Consider the following 18949-nt stretch of genomic DNA (forward strand, 5'->3'; position numbering starts at 1 on the left):
AATTACGCTAGATTTTCATTATCATTAAAGTAATTTTTCATCTTTTCTCGATCGAAACGGCCTTCCCATTTAGCCATTACTAATGAAGCTAATGAGTTACCAATTACGTTAACGACTGTACGTCCCATATCAAGGATACGGTCAATACCAGCAATAAAGGCTAGTCCCTCAAGTGGAATACCTACAGTGCCTAAAGTTGCTAGAAGTACTACGAATGATACCCCTGGAACACCTGCAATACCTTTAGATGTAACCATTAATACAAGCATTAACGTAATTTGTTCACCAATACTTAGGTGAATACCGTACATTTGCGCAATAAATAATGCTGCAATGGCTTGATATAGTGTTGACCCATCTAAGTTAAAGGAGTAACCGGTCGGTATAACAAAAGATACAATATCCTTTGGCGCACCTAATTTCTCCATTTTCATCATAATACGTGGTAATACAGCTTCAGAACTTGCTGTTGAGAAGGCTAAAATTAGCTCATCTTTTAACACTTTAATTAAATAGAAGATGCTGATTCCTGCGAATTTTGCCACAAGTCCAAGAACGACAAAGATGAAGAACAGCATTGTTGCATAAACAAGAATAGCCAATTTGGCAAGTGGAACCAGTGAAGCAAACCCATATTTGGAAACGGTTACACCAATTAAACCAAATACCCCTAATGGAGCGAATTTCATTACGAGGTTGGTTACCCAGAACATAGCATCTGCTACCCCTTGGAAGAAGTCTAAGACTGGTTTCCCTCGATCACCTACTGCAGCAACCCCTAAACCGAAAATAACGGAGAAGAAGATAATCGCTAGCATATTGCCTTCAGCCATTGACTGAATAATATTTGTTGGGACGATGCCTACAATGATATCAAATGGCCCTTCATGCTGTACTTCCTCAGTTGTTGATACATACTTCGAAATATCCCCTTGAGATAATTCATTCATGTTAAGTCCTGCACCAGGTTGGAAAATGTTTGCGGAAAGTAATCCAACAACGATTGCAACGGTTGTAATAATCTCAAAGTAAATTATAGATTTACCGCCTAATCGTCCAAGTTGCTTCATATCTCCAGTACCAGCAACACCAACGATTAATGTCGAAATAATAATCGGTACAACAATCATCTTAATAAGATGTAAAAATATATCCCCTAATGGTTGTAAATATGTCTCGATTTTGGGGTTTCCGTAAAAGATACCACCAACAACGATCCCTAAAATCAAACCGATTAAAATTTGAGCGGCTAAACTGATTTTAAATTTCTTTTTCAAATCCTTTGTACCTCCCCTAATATTAAATTTTTAGGACATGCCTTACTTTAATAATACGGAGGACTTATGGAATCCGACAAAATCCGAGAAAATTAATTTATTTTTGTTAAAATGTCTGAATATAACACTTGAATAAACTTCTTAATATTTACCTTTGCTTTACGATTATCGTGATCTTCAATCTGTGTCATGAGCTGACGAATTTCTTTAAAATCAAAGTAGCGAGGGGCATAGTACTCGAATTCTGAGTTTGTGTAATCGACAACCCCTAAATTAGCGAGGTTAATCATGGCAGCTAATATTGTTCGACGCACACGTTGCTCGATGGCTTTACTCTCTTTTAAAATTTCATCTGGTGTAGCCTTGGTCACAGCAGCAATTTCTTCATAAAGCTCTTTTAATGGAGGAAGGGGTGCAATCTTGTGCTGGTGAGCAAGTAATGTTTCTATAATGGCAATGATATCTTCGCTACCAATTTCCCCGACAATCCCCATATCATTCAAAATAGATTGAATATGGTCTCGTGATGTAGCTTTATGAGCCTTTTGTTCACTTAACTCAATGTTTGTAAGAGATTGACGTATCACTAATAGTGAGTTTTTGAGTCGAAATTGTTCAGTTGTTTTTTTCAAAACATTTTCGACTTCAATACGATTGATTGGTTTATGAATGAAGAAATCAATTCCTTGCTCATAAGCTTCGCCAACCATTTCTTTATTCACTACCTGTGAAATCATAATAAATTGTCCCTCGAAACGATTTTGCATAAGTTGTTCTACAGTTGCTATACCATCAAGCTTAGGCATCAGTAAATCAATTAGCACAAACTCTGGCTGCGTCATTAAAATTTGTGGAATGGCATCCTCACCATTGCGAGCCTCACCAATAACTGTACCTAACCCGCTATCTTCAATAATTTGTTTTAACATAACACGACTTGCACGATCATCGTCTACAATAAAATACCTCATTTAAGTCTCTCCCGTTTGAATAGTTTGCGTAGGAATTATGATTTTAAACGTTGTGTATTGATTGTTTGATTCAACGGTTATTGAGCCTTTTAATTTTTCTACTAGTTCAGCAACGTGTGAAAGCCCAATGCCAGTTGCCGCTACACCATCAACATTGAATTTAGTGGTGTACCCAGGTTCAAAAATAACAGAAATATCTGCTTGTGAAATCCCTTGTCCATTATCACATACTGTTATTACAGTATTATCTTCTTGGCGCTCAATAGCAATAGAAATGATCCCTTGTTCTTCAATAGCCTCAACAGCATTGGCTGATAAATTATTTAATAGAGCAAGGAGTGCAATATGATCTTTTGTTTGAAAATCGAAGTCTATACATGTATTAAATTGTATCTCCTTACCGAGTAATTCTGCATATTTCCTATTACCTTCTTCAATATAATGCAATAATTCAGATAATACAAAAGGGCCAAAGCTCTTTTCACCAACAATCTTTGAAATACCGGCATATATACGTTGAGAATCCTTTTTCACTTCATGGATTTCCTGGGCAATATGAAGTGCTTGTAAACTTTCTGCTCGATAACCTAGAGTTTTTAACTGTCGATATAATTCATAACCACTAGCCGTAATTGTTTCAATATGGTTCATTGATTTTTTTAAATAGAGGGTCTCAACATAGAGGTCAGATCCAATATTCAGCATTTCTTGTACCCGTTTTTTTTGTTCAGCTATCAAAATAGAGCTGTAGATCCCTACTACAAAAAAGCTTCGTAATAATGCTACCGCTAATAGGATCAAGAGGTCATGAAGAAATAAAAAAGTATAAGTTTGGACAAAGAAGCGGAAAATTTGTTCAGCTAAATTACTAATGACCTCACTAAAGGCAACGAGTAAACCAAGTTTTAGTGGTTTTTCTCTGTATTGTTGAATATCTAAAATTTGCAGGCATAGTGCAAACAATACATAAAATAAACCGGCTGGTAAATGGTTAAATATACTCTCAGAAATCGGAACATCATGTAATGTGGAATTAAAAACACGAAAAATAGTTGTCACAATACTTGTAGCAACGCCAGCCAAAATAATAGGTGTAGGTTTAATTAATGTACATAAAAAGAAGACAATTGTTCCTAAACCAAAACGGAAAGTTGTATTAGCAAAAGGCATAATTTTAATTTCACTACCAATTGCGGTCATAACAGCAATAATGAAAATCCAAGTAAGGGAAGCACGCGTCATAAGTAATTTCGATTGCAATTCAACAACCTCCCATCATTGATATAATAAAAAATACCACAACCGAGGCGGAAGTGGTATCTAACAAGTCATACATACAATTTAGGCAAAAAAAAACGGCTACATTTGTAGTCGGAAATTTAAAACTGGAGGAGGTAGAGGGATTCGAACCCCCGCGCGGTGTTACCCGCCTGTCGGTTTTCAAGACCGATCCCTTCAGCCAGACTTGGGTATACCTCCATGTTATATTGCTTTGCTGTCTTATCGACAAAAATAAATTTATCATAACTAGAAACAAGCGTCAATATATTTTTTGAAAAAATTTATATTGTTTAAATCATGACTTGGAAATAAATAATTTGTGCATTAAGTTGCAATTTATACAAACAGTCAGTATACTAGTTATTGCCGTGCTAGGTGGGAAGGTAGCGGTGTCCTGTAACTCGCAATCCGCTCTAGCGAGACTGAATTCCTTTTTCGAGGCTGTCCGTATTGTTTGGTCTGCCTTTTGCACGTAGTGTTGACGATTGGGTCCTGCGCAATGGATACCCATGAACCATGTCAGGTCCGGAAGGAAGCAGCATTAAGTGGTCTTATTCATGTGCCGCGGGGTTGCCTAATCTGAGCTAACGACAAGAGTAACGCTTATGTGCGGCTGTCAAGGAAAGGTGCACGGCATTAAATTGCCAATTCAAAGCATCCGTCTATTATAGGCGGATGCTTTTTTATTTTAATTTAGCAACTTCGTTTTCTATATAATGCAGCAAATGCTATAATAAATCTATTCAATTAAATGGAGAAGGAGAGAGGAAAATAGTGACGTATCAAGCATTTTATCGTGTGTATCGACCGCAATCTTTTCGAGAAATGTCTGGCCAAGCACATGTCAAAAGAACGCTACAAAATGCTCTCCTAGCAAATAAAACAACACATGCGTACTTATTTTCTGGACCTCGTGGTACTGGGAAAACAAGTACGGCTAAAATCTTTGCAAAGGCCTTAAATTGTGAACATGCACCATCGAAAGAACCGTGTAATGAATGTGCTACGTGCATAAGTATTACAGATGGTTCACATCCAGATGTCATTGAATTTGATGCAGCCTCGAATTCACGTGTTGAAGAGATTAGGGATATCATAGAAAAGGTACGTTTTGCTCCTGCAAGCAGTAGATACAAAGTGTACATCATTGACGAAGTGCATATGCTTTCTACAAGTGCTTTTAACGCTCTTTTGAAAACATTGGAAGAACCACCTCCCCATGCTGTGTTTATTTTAGCGACAACAGAGCCTCATAAATTGCCTGCAACGATTATTTCTCGTTGTCAGCGCTTTGATTTTAAAAGACTTTCTACTAATGATATTATTGAACGGATGAAGGTTGTTTTAGAAGATATTGATTTACCATATGAAGACCAAGGTTTAAAGGTAATTGCACAATCTGCCGCAGGGGGAATGCGTGATGCTTTGAGCTTATTGGACCAAGTTGTGTCTTTTAGTGGGGAAAAATTAAAACTTGAGGATACGTTGTTAGTTACAGGTTCAATTAGTCAGGATATTTTTTATGAATTGGCTGAGGCACTCAAAGTGAAAGATGTTGCGCGAATGCTTGCACTTTTAGAGCAACTTATAGCTGATGGTAAGGATCCATTGCGTCTCTCAGAGGATTTAATTACATTTTTCCGTGATTTGTTATTACTTCAAACAAGTGATGATTTAGCTGAACTTTTAGAGCTTGTGTCCCCTGAGGAACGCGTATTTACTTTAGCACACGATTTTGCACCAGATATGCTTTATGGCTATATTGATATACTCGCAAAAACACAGCAGGAAATGCGCTTCTCTCACCATACGAAAATTTATTTAGAGACGGCTTTGCTTAAAATGGTACAGTTTTCGGGAGGAGTAATCCATCAATCAGTGGCCACAAACGAAACGGTGCAAAGTCCTGAGCTCACTCAAAAGATTATAGCTCTAGAGCAGATGGTTCAGCAATTATCCTTACAACTGCAAACAGGGGCACCTGTTCAAGCGTCGACAGCACAAAAAGAGCAAAAGCCGAGAGCTAAAAGTCCGAATGGTTATAAAGCGCCGACGGGTCGTATTCAGGAAGTGCTGAAAGACGCTACTAAGCAAGATGTACAACGTATCAAGTCCATTTGGGCACAAGCTTTAAGTCAACTGCAAAAATCTCAATCTGCTCTTTTAGCAGAAGCCGAACCTGTTGCGGCATCTTCAAGTGCTTTTGTGTTAAAATTCAAGTATGATATTCATTGTCAGATGGTTGCCGACAACCAGTCTTTAAAGGCTCACTTTACACAATTAATCGCAGGGCAAACTGGTACAATGTACGAGATGCTATGCATACCTGAAGAATCATGGTTGAAAATGCGTGAAGAGTTTATTCGTGATCATGGTTTACAGCAAAAGAAATCGCAGACTGTATCAGAGCATGGTGAGGAATTATTAGAGCCACCACCGGCAGAAATGCCAGAAGAACCATTTATCGATGATGCCCAACCTCTCGCTTCACAAGATCCACTTGTGACAGAGGCTGAAAAGCTCTTTGGTAAAGATTTTGTTGAAATTATTGAAGATTAAATTTTTAGGAGGAAAACATTTATGCGTGGAATGGGAAATATGCAAGGTATGATGAAAAAGATGCAAAAAATGCAAAAGGAAATGATGGAGGCTCAAGAAGCTTTAAATGCTGAGCAATTTGAAGGTGTTGCAGGCGGCGGTATGGTGAAAGTAACAGTTTCTGGTCAGCGTGAAGTAGTTTCAGTAAATCTTGATGAATCTGTAGTAGACCCTGAAGACATCGAAATGTTACAAGACCTAATTGTTATTGCAACAAATGAAGCGTTGAAAAAGGTAGAAGAAAAAACAAACTCAACTATGGGTAAATTCACTCAAGGCTTAAACCTTCCATTCTAGGAGGTATTCATATGTACTACCCAGAACCAATATCTAAATTGATCGATAGTTTTATGAAATTGCCAGGTATCGGGCCGAAAACTGCGGCTCGTCTGGCGTTTTTTGTGTTATCAATGAAGGAAGACGATGTATTATCTTTCTCTAAAGCACTGATTGATGCTAAACGAAACCTAAGCTACTGTTCTGTTTGTGGCAATATAACGGATGTAGATCCATGTCACATTTGTACAGATAAGCAGCGAGATCATTCTGTTATTTGTGTTGTGCAAGATACAAAAGATGTGATCGCAATGGAAAAAATGCGCGACTACAATGGTATGTACCATGTACTTCAGGGGGCTATTTCGCCAATGGATGGTATCGGTCCAGAAGATATTAATGTTGCTTCTTTGTTAGTGCGCTTGCAAGATGAAAGTGTCCAAGAGCTTATTTTAGCTACGAATTCAACAATTGAGGGTGAGGCAACCGCTATGTACATTTCTCGCCTAGTCAAACCGTCAGGTATTCGTACGACCCGTATTGCGCATGGATTACCAGTAGGTGGAGATCTAGAATACGCAGATGAGGTTACGCTATCTAAGGCAATGGAAGGCCGACGCGAGTTATGAGTGAGGGATTAATATGTTCTTCCGTAGTAAAGGGAAACTAAAAAAAGAATTCGATGATAAGCTTGTGAATCTGATTAAAGAAACAAAAGAGGATTTACAGCAGGCGAAGATAATAGAAGAATTAATGGATGATTATGATCTAGGTGTGATTGCTCAACGCAAAACTGCAGAAAGTATTCATTTCTATTTGTTTAAGGAAGCTAGAATTCGTAAGGTATTAATAAAATAGTTCTTTTTAAAATATTCATAGAAGCAAAACAGGAAACATAAACTTTCATAATTATTTAATTGAGGGGGCAACTATATGTCTTGGTTAGTAATTATGAGTATTTGTATTCCTGTTGGGCTTCTTTTTCTTTATGTAATAATAAGACATGCTAAACTGGGTAAAATCTTAGAAGGATTATCGGTGTTTTGGTTTAGATTTGCATTTGCTTTTCTATTATTATTCGTAATTCATTTAGGTATTGGTTATATAGGATATAATGTGCCAATCAATCTGTTTTCTGTCTTAACAATCGCTGTCTTAGGTATTCCAGGTGTATTAGGAATAACAGCTTTAATATTTTTTTTATAAAAGGCTTGCATTATAAAAAGATTCTGGTATAGTTATAGAAGTCGCTAATACAACTGGTTGAAACGAAAAAATAATTTAAAAATTATTGTTGACACAATGTATAGCACATGGTATTATATAAGAGTTGCTGCTGAAACAGCGGCAAACAAATGAACCTTGAAAACTGAACAAGCAAAACGTAATCAATAAAGTTTTAAGTAGCTAGCTTCGGCGAGTGAACGAAACAAAAAATTTGGACATCAAAATTGATGCCAGCAAAACAATTTGAGCTAATCAAATTTCTTTTATGGAGAGTTTGATCCTGGCTCAGGACGAACGCTGGCGGCGTGCCTAATACATGCAAGTCGAGCGAACAGAGAAGGAGCTTGCTCCTTCGACGTTAGCGGCGGACGGGTGAGTAACACGTGGGCAACCTACCCTATAGTTTGGGATAACTCCGGGAAACCGGGGCTAATACCGAATAACTTGTTTCACCTCATGGTGAAACACTGAAAGACGGTTTCGGCTGTCGCTATAGGATGGGCCCGCGGCGCATTAGCTAGTTGGTGAGGTAACGGCTCACCAAGGCGACGATGCGTAGCCGACCTGAGAGGGTGATCGGCCACACTGGGACTGAGACACGGCCCAGACTCCTACGGGAGGCAGCAGTAGGGAATCTTCCACAATGGGCGAAAGCCTGATGGAGCAACGCCGCGTGAGTGAAGAAGGATTTCGGTTCGTAAAACTCTGTTGTAAGGGAAGAACAAGTACAGTAGTAACTGGCTGTACCTTGACGGTACCTTATTAGAAAGCCACGGCTAACTACGTGCCAGCAGCCGCGGTAATACGTAGGTGGCAAGCGTTGTCCGGAATTATTGGGCGTAAAGCGCGCGCAGGTGGTTTCTTAAGTCTGATGTGAAAGCCCACGGCTCAACCGTGGAGGGTCATTGGAAACTGGGAGACTTGAGTGCAGAAGAGGATAGTGGAATTCCAAGTGTAGCGGTGAAATGCGTAGAGATTTGGAGGAACACCAGTGGCGAAGGCGACTATCTGGTCTGTAACTGACACTGAGGCGCGAAAGCGTGGGGAGCAAACAGGATTAGATACCCTGGTAGTCCACGCCGTAAACGATGAGTGCTAAGTGTTAGGGGGTTTCCGCCCCTTAGTGCTGCAGCTAACGCATTAAGCACTCCGCCTGGGGAGTACGGTCGCAAGACTGAAACTCAAAGGAATTGACGGGGGCCCGCACAAGCGGTGGAGCATGTGGTTTAATTCGAAGCAACGCGAAGAACCTTACCAGGTCTTGACATCCCGTTGACCACTGTAGAGATATGGTTTCCCCTTCGGGGGCAACGGTGACAGGTGGTGCATGGTTGTCGTCAGCTCGTGTCGTGAGATGTTGGGTTAAGTCCCGCAACGAGCGCAACCCTTGATCTTAGTTGCCATCATTTAGTTGGGCACTCTAAGGTGACTGCCGGTGACAAACCGGAGGAAGGTGGGGATGACGTCAAATCATCATGCCCCTTATGACCTGGGCTACACACGTGCTACAATGGACGATACAAACGGTTGCCAACTCGCGAGAGGGAGCTAATCCGATAAAGTCGTTCTCAGTTCGGATTGTAGGCTGCAACTCGCCTACATGAAGCCGGAATCGCTAGTAATCGCGGATCAGCATGCCGCGGTGAATACGTTCCCGGGCCTTGTACACACCGCCCGTCACACCACGAGAGTTTGTAACACCCGAAGTCGGTGAGGTAACCTTTTGGAGCCAGCCGCCGAAGGTGGGATAGATGATTGGGGTGAAGTCGTAACAAGGTAGCCGTATCGGAAGGTGCGGCTGGATCACCTCCTTTCTAAGGATTATTTCGGAATACAAACCTTGGGTTTGTAAGATTACGTTTTGCGTTCAGTTTTGAAGGTTCATTCTTCTGAATGAAACACTTCAAAACTTGTTCTTTGAAAACTGGATAAAACGACATTGAAATTGTAACAAACACATTTATTTTTTAAGTTTTTTTATAGGCTTAATAACTTGGTTAAGTTATTAAGGGCGCACGGCGAATGCCTTGGCACTAGGAGCCGAAGAAGGACGGCACTAACACCGATATGCTTCGGGGAGCTGTAAGTGAGCTTTGATCCGGAGATTTCCGAATGGGGGAACCCACTACGTTTAATCGCGTAGTATCTTGACGTGAATACATAGCGTCTTGAAGGCAGACCCAGGGAACTGAAACATCTAAGTACCTGGAGGAAGAGAAAGAAAAATCGATTCCCTGAGTAGCGGCGAGCGAAACGGGAAGAGCCCAAACCAAGAGGCTTGCCTCTTGGGGTTGTAGGACACTCAATACGGAGTTACAAAAGAGCGAGTTAGATGAAGCGACTTGGAAAGGTCCGCCAGAGCAGGTAAAAGCCCTGTAGTCGAAAGTTCGTTCCCTCCTGAGTGGATCCTGAGTACGGCGGAACACGTGAAATTCCGTCGGAATCCGGGAGGACCATCTCCCAAGGCTAAATACTACCTAGTGACCGATAGTGAACCAGTACCGTGAGGGAAAGGTGAAAAGCACCCCGGAAGGGGAGTGAAAGAGATCCTGAAACCGTGTGCCTACAAGTAGTTAGAGCCCGTTAATGGGTGATAGCGTGCCTTTTGTAGAATGAACCGGCGAGTTACGATTACGTGCAAGGTTAAGCTTTAGAAGGCGGAGCCGCAGCGAAAGCGAGTCTGAATAGGGCGAAATAGTACGTGGTCGTAGACCCGAAACCAGGTGATCTACCCATGTCCAGGGTGAAGGTGAGGTAACACTTACTGGAGGCCCGAACCCACGCACGTTGAAAAGTGCGGGGATGAGGTGTGGGTAGCGGAGAAATTCCAATCGAACTTGGAGATAGCTGGTTCTCTCCGAAATAGCTTTAGGGCTAGCCTCGTGATGAGAATACTGGAGGTAGAGCACTGTTTGGACTAGGGGGCCATCCCGGTTTACCGAATTCAGACAAACTCCGAATGCCAGATATTTATACACGGGAGTCAGACTGCGAGTGATAAGATCCGTAGTCAAAAGGGAAACAGCCCAGACCACCAGCTAAGGTCCCAAAGTAATCGTTAAGTGGAAAAGGATGTGGCGTTGCACAGACAACCAGGATGTTGGCTTAGAAGCAGCCATCATTTAAAGAGTGCGTAATAGCTCACTGGTCGAGTGACGCTGCGCCGAAAATGTATCGGGGCTAAACGATTCACCGAAGCTGTGGATTGACATCTACGATGTCAGTGGTAGGAGAGCGTTCTAAGTGCGTTGAAGTCAGACCGGAAGGACTGGTGGAGCGCTTAGAAGTGAGAATGCCGGTATGAGTAGCGAAAGACGGGTGAGAATCCCGTCCACCGTATGACTAAGGTTTCCTGAGGAAGGCTCGTCCGCTCAGGGTTAGTCGGGACCTAAGCCGAGGCCGATAGGCGTAGGCGATGGACAACAGGTTGATATTCCTGTACCACCTCCTCACCGTTTGAGAAATGGGGGGACGCAGTAGGATAGGGTAAGCGCGCTGTTGGATATGCGCGTCCAAGCAGTAAGGCGTGTGTGTAGGTAAATCCGCACACTGTAACGTTGAGCTGTGATGGCGAGTCCGTATGGACGAAGTTCCTGATTTCACACTGCCAAGAAAAGCCTCTATCGAGGTGAGAGGTGCCCGTACCGCAAACCGACACAGGTAGTCGAGGAGAGAATCCTAAGGTGTGCGAGAGAACTCTCGTTAAGGAACTCGGCAAAATGACCCCGTAACTTCGGGAGAAGGGGTGCTCTTGAGCGTGCAAGCGCATGAGAGCCGCAGTGAATAGGCCCAGGCGACTGTTTAGCAAAAACACAGGTCTCTGCAAAACCGTAAGGTGACGTATAGGGGCTGACGCCTGCCCGGTGCTGGAAGGTTAAGAGGAGTGGTTAGCGCAAGCGAAGCTGCGAATTGAAGCCCCAGTAAACGGCGGCCGTAACTATAACGGTCCTAAGGTAGCGAAATTCCTTGTCGGGTAAGTTCCGACCCGCACGAAAGGCGTAACGATCTGGGCACTGTCTCAACGAGAGACTCGGTGAAATTATAGTACCTGTGAAGATGCAGGTTACCCGCGACAGGACGGAAAGACCCCGTGGAGCTTTACTGTAGCCTGATATTGAATTTTGGTACAACTTGTACAGGATAGGTAGGAGCCAGAGATCTCGGAGCGCCAGCTTCGAAGGAGGCGTCGGTGGGATACTACCCTGGTTGTATTGAAATTCTAACCCATGCCCCTTAGCGGGGCAGGAGACAGTGTCAGGCGGACAGTTTGACTGGGGCGGTCGCCTCCTAAAAGGTAACGGAGGCGCCCAAAGGTTCCCTCAGAATGGTTGGAAATCATTCGTAGAGTGTAAAGGCACAAGGGAGCTTGACTGCGAGACCTACAAGTCGAGCAGGGTCGAAAGACGGGCTTAGTGATCCGGTGGTTCCGCATGGAAGGGCCATCGCTCAACGGATAAAAGCTACCCCGGGGATAACAGGCTTATCTCCCCCAAGAGTCCACATCGACGGGGAGGTTTGGCACCTCGATGTCGGCTCATCGCATCCTGGGGCTGTAGTCGGTCCCAAGGGTTGGGCTGTTCGCCCATTAAAGCGGTACGCGAGCTGGGTTCAGAACGTCGTGAGACAGTTCGGTCCCTATCCGTCGTGGGCGTAGGAAATTTGAGAGGAGCTGTCCTTAGTACGAGAGGACCGGGATGGACACACCGCTGGTGTACCAGTTGTCTTGCCAAAGGCATCGCTGGGTAGCTATGTGTGGACGGGATAAGTGCTGAAAGCATCTAAGCATGAAGCCCCCCTCAAGATGAGATTTCCCATTACGCAAGTAAGTAAGATCCCTCAAAGACGATGAGGTAGATAGGTTCGAGGTGGAAGTGTGGTGACACATGGAGCTGACGAATACTAATCGATCGAGGACTTAACCAAAACGTTTGAACCATTCAATGCACGTTTATCCAGTTTTGAAAGAACAACACTTTCAACAAGGTTTTAAGATACTATGTATTTTGAAGCTTTTAAAAGGAACTTCTGCTAAGAACGCAACATCCGTGTTGCAACGCAGAAGCCAGCACATCCATGTGCAAGTCTAGTGATGATGGCAAAGAGGTCACACCCGTTCCCATACCGAACACGGAAGTTAAGCTCTTTAGCGCCGATGGTAGTTGGGGGCTTCCCCCTGTGAGAGTAGGACGTCGCTAGGCAAAAAAGTAACCACTGAGAAATCAGTGGTTTTTTTGTTTATTTAGAATCCTATAAAATGTTAAAGTTTAATAGAGTGATTAAAATAAACAAAGGGGTGCACTGGAGTGGCAACAGGACAATGTAGTAAGGAAATCAATATACAGAAAGAAAAATTAGAGAATTTTATTCAAAATAGAGAACAATGGGCTGTTTTAATACCAGGTTATTTACATCACGAAATACTAAATGAAAATGATATGATTTGGGTCTTCCAAGGTGATTTTGGCATTATTCAAAAAGCAGTTAAAGTAGAACTTAAAATTAAAAAATCAGATGCTCATCAAGTACTATTTGATTTAGAGGGTTTATCTGATCCGATAAATGGTGATGGTTCTTTTGAAATAAAACAAAATCAAGGTGAATCACCTCAACTGACTGGTAATTTAACAATGAAAGCAAGTGGATTTTTAGCGGGATTGATGAATCCAGTATTAGATAATTTTGTACCTCGCCTAGTCGAGCAATTAGTGGAAGCAATGGCTCTTCAAGTGGCAAAAGAATAGTGATATGAAAAGAGTTGGAGAACCGATTATTACTGTTATCTGTAATAATCGGTTTTATTTTGATTCAGCAAATATTACTTGTACAGAAAGAGATGGCTCAGGCATAGAAGACTTTCTCCTTATAAGAAAGAGTGAATATACTTGTTTTATTTTTGAGCGCAGTGTCAGCGGTAATGACACCGATATGTCCTGGTTGATAATAAGATAATTTGTTGAAAAAATTTGTTTATTAAATAAAAATGGATGACCTTGTCGAGGGATAGCTTTTTTATCTCCTTATAATTTCGTATAATTAAAGGAGAATCTAACGAAAATGGGTGTTTGTTTTGCAAAAGAAAAAGCCAATTATTGAAGGGTTAGAACGTTTTCGACAACAACAAAATATTTCTTTTCATGTCCCAGGTCATAAGCATGGCGAACTGTCCCACCTTCCACAAGCATTTAAAGATGTAATGCGTTATGATGTAACTGAATTATCAGGTTTAGATGATCTACATTACCCTGAGGAAATGATATTAGAAGCAGAAAATTTATTGGCAGATACATATGGAGCAACGAAGAGTTTCTTTCTAGTAGGAGGTTCTACTGTTGGAAATTTAGCAATGATATATGGTACTTGTAACAAGGGCGATACGATTATTGTTCAGCGTAATGCACATAAATCAATTTTCCATGCCATTGAACTTGTTGGGGCTAAGCCAATATTTGTGTCACCGCTATGGGATGAACGAACATTATCGGCGACACATGTAACGTATAGAGATTTAAAAGAAGCAGTAGAAAATTATTCAGAGGCGAAAGCAGTTGTTCTGACATATCCTACTTATTATGGGATGACTTCTAATGAAATACAGCAGCAAATTGCTTATTGTCATGAAAAAGGAATACCTGTATTGGTGGATGAAGCACATGGCGCTCATTTTAATGCATGTACTTTATTTCAGCCATCCGCATTGTCATTTGGAGCAGATATTGTTGTACAATCAGCGCATAAGACTCTACCAGCTATGACGATGGCTTCTTTTATGCATGTTAAGTCGGAATTGATAGCGGCTGACAAAATACATCATTATTTACGCATGTTACAATCTAGTAGCCCATCTTATTTATTATTAGCTTCATTAGATGATGCTCGCTATTATGTACAGACATATATGGAGAGTGATGGGGCATATATAATAGAAAAAAAGAATCAATGGATTGATGCATTACGTTCGATTGGTTCATTGGAAGTAATTGAAGTAGATGATCCACTTAAAGTATTGTTACGTGTTAATGGTTATAGTGGTTTTCAATTACAAGAGGCATTAGAGGAGAAGCATGTTTATGGGGAGCTGGCAGATGCGAATCAGGTCTTATTTGTGTTACCTTTGCTGAAGCAAGGACATACCTACCCATTTGCTGAAATCAGAATTCGTATAAAAGAGGCTATAACTATGCTATTAAACACAGCTAAAACCGATAGCATAAAGGCTTCTCAAACAGCCTATCATTTTGCACCGATTACTGAGCCTATCTATACCTTTAATGAGGTTGCATCATTAAATAAAGAATGGTTACCATATATGCGTACAATGGGCCGGATTTCAGCAAATATGATTATACCTTATCCACCTGGTATACCATTGTTAGTGCCAGGAGAAAGAATAACAGTAGCTAAATTAAGTCAATTGGAAGAGCTATTAGCAGCAGGTGCGACATTCCAAGGGAATCATCGTTTAGCAGAAAAAATGATTCAGGTCATTAAATAGTTGGAGGCAATAACAGCATGAATAGCAATTTATTTATTACATTCGAAGGTCCCGAGGGAGCAGGAAAAACAACGGTCATTCAAATGATAGCAAAGCGATTAACAGAAAAAAATATTGAAGTTCTGGCAACAAGAGAACCCGGTGGAATTGAGATTGCAGAAAAAATAAGAACCATCATCTTGAATCCTGCACATACAGCTATGGACGAACGAACAGAAGCATTATTATATGCTGCAGCAAGAAGTCAGCATTATTTTGAAAAAGTACGACCTGCTTTAGATGCCGGGAAGTTGGTTATATGTGACCGTTTTATCGATTCATCTTTAGCCTATCAAGGATATGCAAGAGGAATCGGTGTCGATGAAGTGCTTTCTATTAATGAGTTCGCTATTGGGAAAAAATTGCCTGACGTGACTATATTATTTGATCTTGCACCAGAGGTAGGCTTAGCACGTATTCATGCAACTGGCAATCGGGAAGTAAACCGCTTAGACGTTGAAAGCTTGTCGTTTCATCAGAAGGTGCGTGAAGGATATTTACAACTAGTAGAGCAGTACCCAGAACGAATACGTGTGGTCAACGCAGACCAAGATATTGAGAATGTTGTGGAAGATGTATGGTTATTATTATTGGAAGCAATGCAGTAAAAGCATGAAGTTGTCTACAACAATGTGATATAATGATACTATCCATTAATTTATCTTCACTAGGATAACATCATTTGTGGGAGTATCCCATTACGTCGGAGCGCAATTGCCGCTGACGCTTCGCTTTCACGCAGATCTAGTTTTTAGATTAACTAACCTGCATTGTGTAGGCAGGCAACATGATGGTGTTCCCCTATATTCAACGGGTGTTTAAACATCTACTGAATCAAGATAAATGTTTATAAGCTAATGCTTAGGAATAGTATTGAAATCTATCTAGGTGAATTTTATAAAAGGGGTGAGTGCGAATGAAGTTAGTCGTAGCTGTAGTGCAAGATCAGGATAGCAGCCGCTTATCAAATGCTTTAACGAAAAATCAGTTTCGCGCAACTAAATTAGCGAGCACAGGAGGATTTTTACGTTCAGGAAATACGACGTTTCTTATAGGAACTGAAGACTCTCTCATACCCAAACTTTTAGATATTATTCGGGATAATTGTCGAGCAAGAGAGCAAATGGTTGCACCAGTTTCTCCGTTAGGAGGAAATGCTGATTCCTATATACCTTACCCTGTGGAGGTTGAGGTAGGAGGAGCTACTGTATTTGTTTTACCGATTGAACAATTCCATCATTTTTAAAAAGTAGCCTCCGAAGCTGAATTATTGATTATTAGCTACTATTAGACATTTTAAAAAAACTAATAGTTATTTAAAAGCGATTATGCCTAGGAGAAATAGATAAAAATTGTGGGGGCGAAACCAGCTTGAAGATTAATCAAGATATACGTGTCGGGTTAAATACAAATCGCAAAGAGCCACTACAAAATAATAATCAAAATAACCGATTTGGAGATATGGTCGTCAAGCAAGGTAATAAGCTGCAAACAGAACAACTAACACGTTTGTTAGGGGATATATCTACTGCAGGTGACCGAGTTGCTAGATCACGTAATTTACGAGAACTTGCTAGGTTTAAAATGCTTGTTAAACGATTTCTACAAGAGACAGTAGAACATGGTATGGAGTTAAAACAATCACATACCTGGAATCGTTTTGGTGAAGGAAGACGTTTAAAAATCATTGAAACCATTGATACACGTCTTGTCGAACTTGCACAGGATCTCTTAGATGAAGAAAAAGAAGCAATAGATCTCCTTGATAAAATCGGTGAGATTAAAGGCTTACTAATTAATTTATATATGTAAAACCCGTGTCTCGTTCTCATATAGGCGCGGGCTTTTTTCAAATGTTAAGTTGGCAACTTGCCACTAAAGTAGAACCACTGTAATGTTTCTTTACAAAAAGTAAGAGTGCAAGAAAGTCGCACTTTTTGTTATAGACACAGGAAGGAATTTAAATGTATGGCCAAGAATGTTGAAGAGCTACTCACACTACAACCAGTCGTAATGAAGCAACTTCAAACGATTTTTGACAAGAATAGATTAGCACATGCATATATTTTTGATGGCGAAAAAGGGACAGGCAAGGTAGATATTATGTACTTTTTTGTCAAATTAATGTTATGTGAGCAACCAAGTGGAAATGTTCCATGTGAAACATGTCGAAATTGCAAACGTGTAGATTCGGGAAATCATCCAAATATTCATCAAATTTATCCTGATGGTCAATTCATAAAAATTGATCAAATGCGAGAACTCATTGGAGAAATGAAAATGATGGGTGTAGAAGAGGGACGTAAGATTTATGTGCTTCATCATGCAGACCGTCTTAATACAGCCTCTGCCAATATGATACTTAAATTTTTAGAGGAACCAGATGGAGAGGTAACTGCCATATTACTAACAGAGCAAATGCAGTCAATACTTCCAACTATCCGTTCTCGTTGCCAACATATCAAATTTCAAAAAATGCCACGTCATGTTTTGTTGAAGCATTTACAGGAAAATAATATTTCACATTCAATGGCTTCAACAGTAAGCATGATGACAAATGAGCTCGAAACGGCTATATTTTTAGCGAATGATGAGCAGTTTGCACTCGCTCGAAAAACAGTGTTAAAATTAGTAGAGGCCATTCGGCAAAATGTACACGAAGCAATGCTTATTGTGCATGAAGAGTGGTTGCCTCACTTTAAAGAAAAAAGCGAGATGGAGCAAGCATTGGATTTACTACTATTTGCTTACCGTGATATAGTGTCAATAAAAGCTAATCCCGAGGCAGCTTGTACTTATCCAGACATGTTACCACTATTTAAAGAAGTTGCGCTATATTCCACTTATGAAAGATTATCAAATCAGATGGAATCTATTTTACAAGCGCGCTCCTCTTTACAGCGTAACATGAATAGGACGTTATTGATGGAGCAGTTAATGCTAAATCTGCAGGAGGGATATACATTTGTATAATGTAGTAGGAGTCCGCTTTAAAAAGGCGGGTAAAATATATTATTTTGATCCGGCATCATTTCTACTAGAAGATAGTCAATATGTCATTGTAGAGACAGCCCGCGGTGTAGAGTATGGAAAGGTAGTTGTCCCTCAAAAAGTAGTGGGTGATAATGATGTTGTATTACCACTTAAACAAGTACTTAGACCAGCGGATGATCGTGATCGTATACAAGTAGAGGAAAATGCAGCCGAATCGAAACGTGCATTTGAACTCGCTAGTACTAAAATTATAGAGCATAATTTAGAAATGAAACTTGTAGATGTTGAATATACATTTGATCGTAATAAAATTATTTTTTACTTTACAGCTGAAGGACGAGTTGACTTCAGGGATCTAGTAAAAGATTTAGCCTCAGTTTTTAGAACGCGTATTGAGCTTCGCCAAATCGGTGTGCGTGATGAAGCAAAGCTATTAGGTGGCATTGGTCCATGCGGAAGAATGCTTTGTTGCTCCACATTTTTAGGTGATTTTGAGCCAGTTTCTATCAAGATGGCTAAAGATCAAAACTTATCATTAAATCCCTCAAAAATATCTGGTCTTTGTGGACGGTTAATGTGTTGCTTAAAGTATGAAAATGATGAATATGAAGAAGCAAAAGAGGGCATGCCAGATGTTGGTGAGATAACAATGACACCAGATGGCCGTGGAAAAGTAGTAGGGCTAAATGTGCTGGAAAGAATTATTCAAGTATATTTACACGAGCAGGAACGCACAGTTGAGTATACACTAGAAGAACTGCTAGCAGGCGAAAAAAATCTTATTTAAGATAGAG

At 40.7% G+C, this 18949-nt stretch carries 15 protein-coding genes, 1 tRNA gene, 3 rRNA genes and 1 other RNA gene; 16 read left to right on the top strand and 4 right to left on the bottom strand.

Annotated elements, in window-relative coordinates; all coding sequences use genetic code 11:
• Window positions 1-2 precede the first annotated feature (2 nt).
• The 4 genes from JTI58_RS09145 to JTI58_RS09160 all read right to left on the bottom strand — a co-directional run bounded on the left by JTI58_RS09145 (window position 3) and on the right by JTI58_RS09160 (window position 3727).
• Window positions 3-1277 carry a cation:dicarboxylate symporter family transporter gene (locus JTI58_RS09145; protein WP_205446334.1) on the bottom strand — a complete coding sequence of 425 codons (1275 nt, stop codon included), beginning with the start codon at window positions 1275-1277 and terminating at the stop codon, window positions 3-5.
• A gap of 92 nt (window positions 1278-1369) precedes the next feature.
• Window positions 1370-2248, bottom strand: a complete 879-nt coding sequence (locus tag JTI58_RS09150) for a response regulator (protein ID WP_205446335.1) — start codon at window positions 2246-2248, stop codon at window positions 1370-1372.
• Entirely contained in the window at window positions 2249-3508 is a 1260-nt protein-coding gene (locus tag JTI58_RS09155) for a sensor histidine kinase (protein ID WP_205446336.1), read from the bottom strand. It lies immediately after the preceding gene.
• Window positions 3509-3634: 126 nt separating this feature from the next.
• Window positions 3635-3727 (bottom strand) — tRNA-Ser (locus tag JTI58_RS09160).
• A 168-nt stretch (window positions 3728-3895) separates the two neighbouring features.
• Here JTI58_RS09160 and ffs point away from each other — a divergent pair.
• From ffs to JTI58_RS09240, 16 genes are all read left to right on the top strand, one after another.
• An RNA gene (ffs, locus tag JTI58_RS09165) (signal recognition particle sRNA large type) lies at window positions 3896-4163 on the top strand.
• Window positions 4164-4303: 140 nt separating this feature from the next.
• The gene (gene dnaX / locus JTI58_RS09170; protein WP_205446337.1) at window positions 4304-6088 is read left to right on the top strand and encodes a DNA polymerase III subunit gamma/tau; all 1785 of its coding nucleotides are present in this window, start codon (window positions 4304-4306) and stop codon (window positions 6086-6088) included.
• Between the two features lie 21 nt (window positions 6089-6109).
• On the top strand, window positions 6110-6424 hold the full coding sequence (locus JTI58_RS09175; RefSeq protein ID WP_004233957.1) for a YbaB/EbfC family nucleoid-associated protein: 315 nt from the start codon (window positions 6110-6112) through the stop codon (window positions 6422-6424).
• A gap of 11 nt (window positions 6425-6435) precedes the next feature.
• Window positions 6436-7032: a recombination mediator RecR gene (gene recR, locus JTI58_RS09180; protein WP_205446338.1), complete on the top strand. Its 597-nt coding sequence runs from the start codon at window positions 6436-6438 to the stop codon at window positions 7030-7032.
• Between the two features lie 13 nt (window positions 7033-7045).
• Window positions 7046-7261, top strand: a complete 216-nt coding sequence (locus JTI58_RS09185; protein ID WP_004233954.1) for a YaaL family protein — start codon at window positions 7046-7048, stop codon at window positions 7259-7261.
• A 75-nt stretch (window positions 7262-7336) separates the two neighbouring features.
• On the top strand, window positions 7337-7609 hold the full coding sequence (locus tag JTI58_RS09190; protein WP_205446339.1) for a pro-sigmaK processing inhibitor BofA family protein: 273 nt from the start codon (window positions 7337-7339) through the stop codon (window positions 7607-7609).
• A 283-nt stretch (window positions 7610-7892) separates the two neighbouring features.
• A 16S ribosomal RNA gene (locus tag JTI58_RS09195) occupies window positions 7893-9444 on the top strand.
• A 181-nt stretch (window positions 9445-9625) separates the two neighbouring features.
• Window positions 9626-12553 (top strand): 23S ribosomal RNA (locus tag JTI58_RS09200).
• A gap of 159 nt (window positions 12554-12712) precedes the next feature.
• Window positions 12713-12828: ribosomal RNA gene (gene rrf / locus JTI58_RS09205) — 5S ribosomal RNA — on the top strand.
• The 16S, 23S and 5S rRNA genes sit together here, the layout of an rRNA operon.
• 105 nt (window positions 12829-12933) lie before the next feature.
• The gene (locus tag JTI58_RS09210; RefSeq protein WP_205446340.1) at window positions 12934-13371 is read left to right on the top strand and encodes an SRPBCC family protein; all 438 of its coding nucleotides are present in this window, start codon (window positions 12934-12936) and stop codon (window positions 13369-13371) included.
• 317 nt (window positions 13372-13688) lie between these two features.
• Complete coding sequence (locus JTI58_RS09215) at window positions 13689-15122, top strand: aminotransferase class I/II-fold pyridoxal phosphate-dependent enzyme (RefSeq protein ID WP_205446341.1); 1434 nt, start codon at window positions 13689-13691, stop codon at window positions 15120-15122.
• Window positions 15123-15139: 17 nt separating this feature from the next.
• Complete coding sequence (tmk, locus tag JTI58_RS09220) at window positions 15140-15769, top strand: dTMP kinase (protein ID WP_205446342.1); 630 nt, start codon at window positions 15140-15142, stop codon at window positions 15767-15769.
• 308 nt (window positions 15770-16077) lie between these two features.
• On the top strand, window positions 16078-16407 hold the full coding sequence (locus tag JTI58_RS09225; protein WP_004229230.1) for a cyclic di-AMP receptor DarA: 330 nt from the start codon (window positions 16078-16080) through the stop codon (window positions 16405-16407).
• Window positions 16408-16532: 125 nt separating this feature from the next.
• Complete coding sequence (locus tag JTI58_RS09230) at window positions 16533-16973, top strand: YaaR family protein (protein WP_004229228.1); 441 nt, start codon at window positions 16533-16535, stop codon at window positions 16971-16973.
• A gap of 156 nt (window positions 16974-17129) precedes the next feature.
• Window positions 17130-18134 carry a DNA polymerase III subunit delta' gene (holB, locus tag JTI58_RS09235; protein WP_205446343.1) on the top strand — a complete coding sequence of 335 codons (1005 nt, stop codon included), beginning with the start codon at window positions 17130-17132 and terminating at the stop codon, window positions 18132-18134.
• Window positions 18127-18942 carry a PSP1 domain-containing protein gene (locus JTI58_RS09240; protein WP_205446344.1) on the top strand — a complete coding sequence of 272 codons (816 nt, stop codon included), beginning with the start codon at window positions 18127-18129 and terminating at the stop codon, window positions 18940-18942. The genes holB and JTI58_RS09240 overlap by 8 nt, the downstream gene beginning before the upstream one ends.
• Window positions 18943-18949: the final 7 nt, after the last annotated feature.

The sequence above is a fragment of the Lysinibacillus fusiformis genome (assembly GCF_016925635.1).
GTDB classification, from domain to species: domain Bacteria; phylum Bacillota; class Bacilli; order Bacillales_A; family Planococcaceae; genus Lysinibacillus; species Lysinibacillus fusiformis_F.

Bases quoted from the DNA above. Each gene is read 5' to 3' on its own strand.
- tmk (WP_205446342.1), top strand. From the start codon at position 15,140: ATGAATAGCAATTTATTTATTACATTCGAAGGTCCCGAGGGAGCAGGA.
- JTI58_RS09185 (WP_004233954.1), top strand. From the start codon at position 7,046: ATGTTCTTCCGTAGTAAAGGGAAACTAAAAAAAGAATTCGATGATAAG.
- JTI58_RS09150 (WP_205446335.1), bottom strand. From the start codon at position 2,248: ATGAGGTATTTTATTGTAGACGATGATCGTGCAAGTCGTGTTATGTTA.
- holB (WP_205446343.1), top strand. From the start codon at position 17,130: ATGGCCAAGAATGTTGAAGAGCTACTCACACTACAACCAGTCGTAATG.
- JTI58_RS09225 (WP_004229230.1), top strand. From the start codon at position 16,078: ATGAAGTTAGTCGTAGCTGTAGTGCAAGATCAGGATAGCAGCCGCTTA.
- recR (WP_205446338.1), top strand. From the start codon at position 6,436: ATGTACTACCCAGAACCAATATCTAAATTGATCGATAGTTTTATGAAA.
- JTI58_RS09175 (WP_004233957.1), top strand. From the start codon at position 6,110: ATGCGTGGAATGGGAAATATGCAAGGTATGATGAAAAAGATGCAAAAA.
- JTI58_RS09190 (WP_205446339.1), top strand. From the start codon at position 7,337: ATGTCTTGGTTAGTAATTATGAGTATTTGTATTCCTGTTGGGCTTCTT.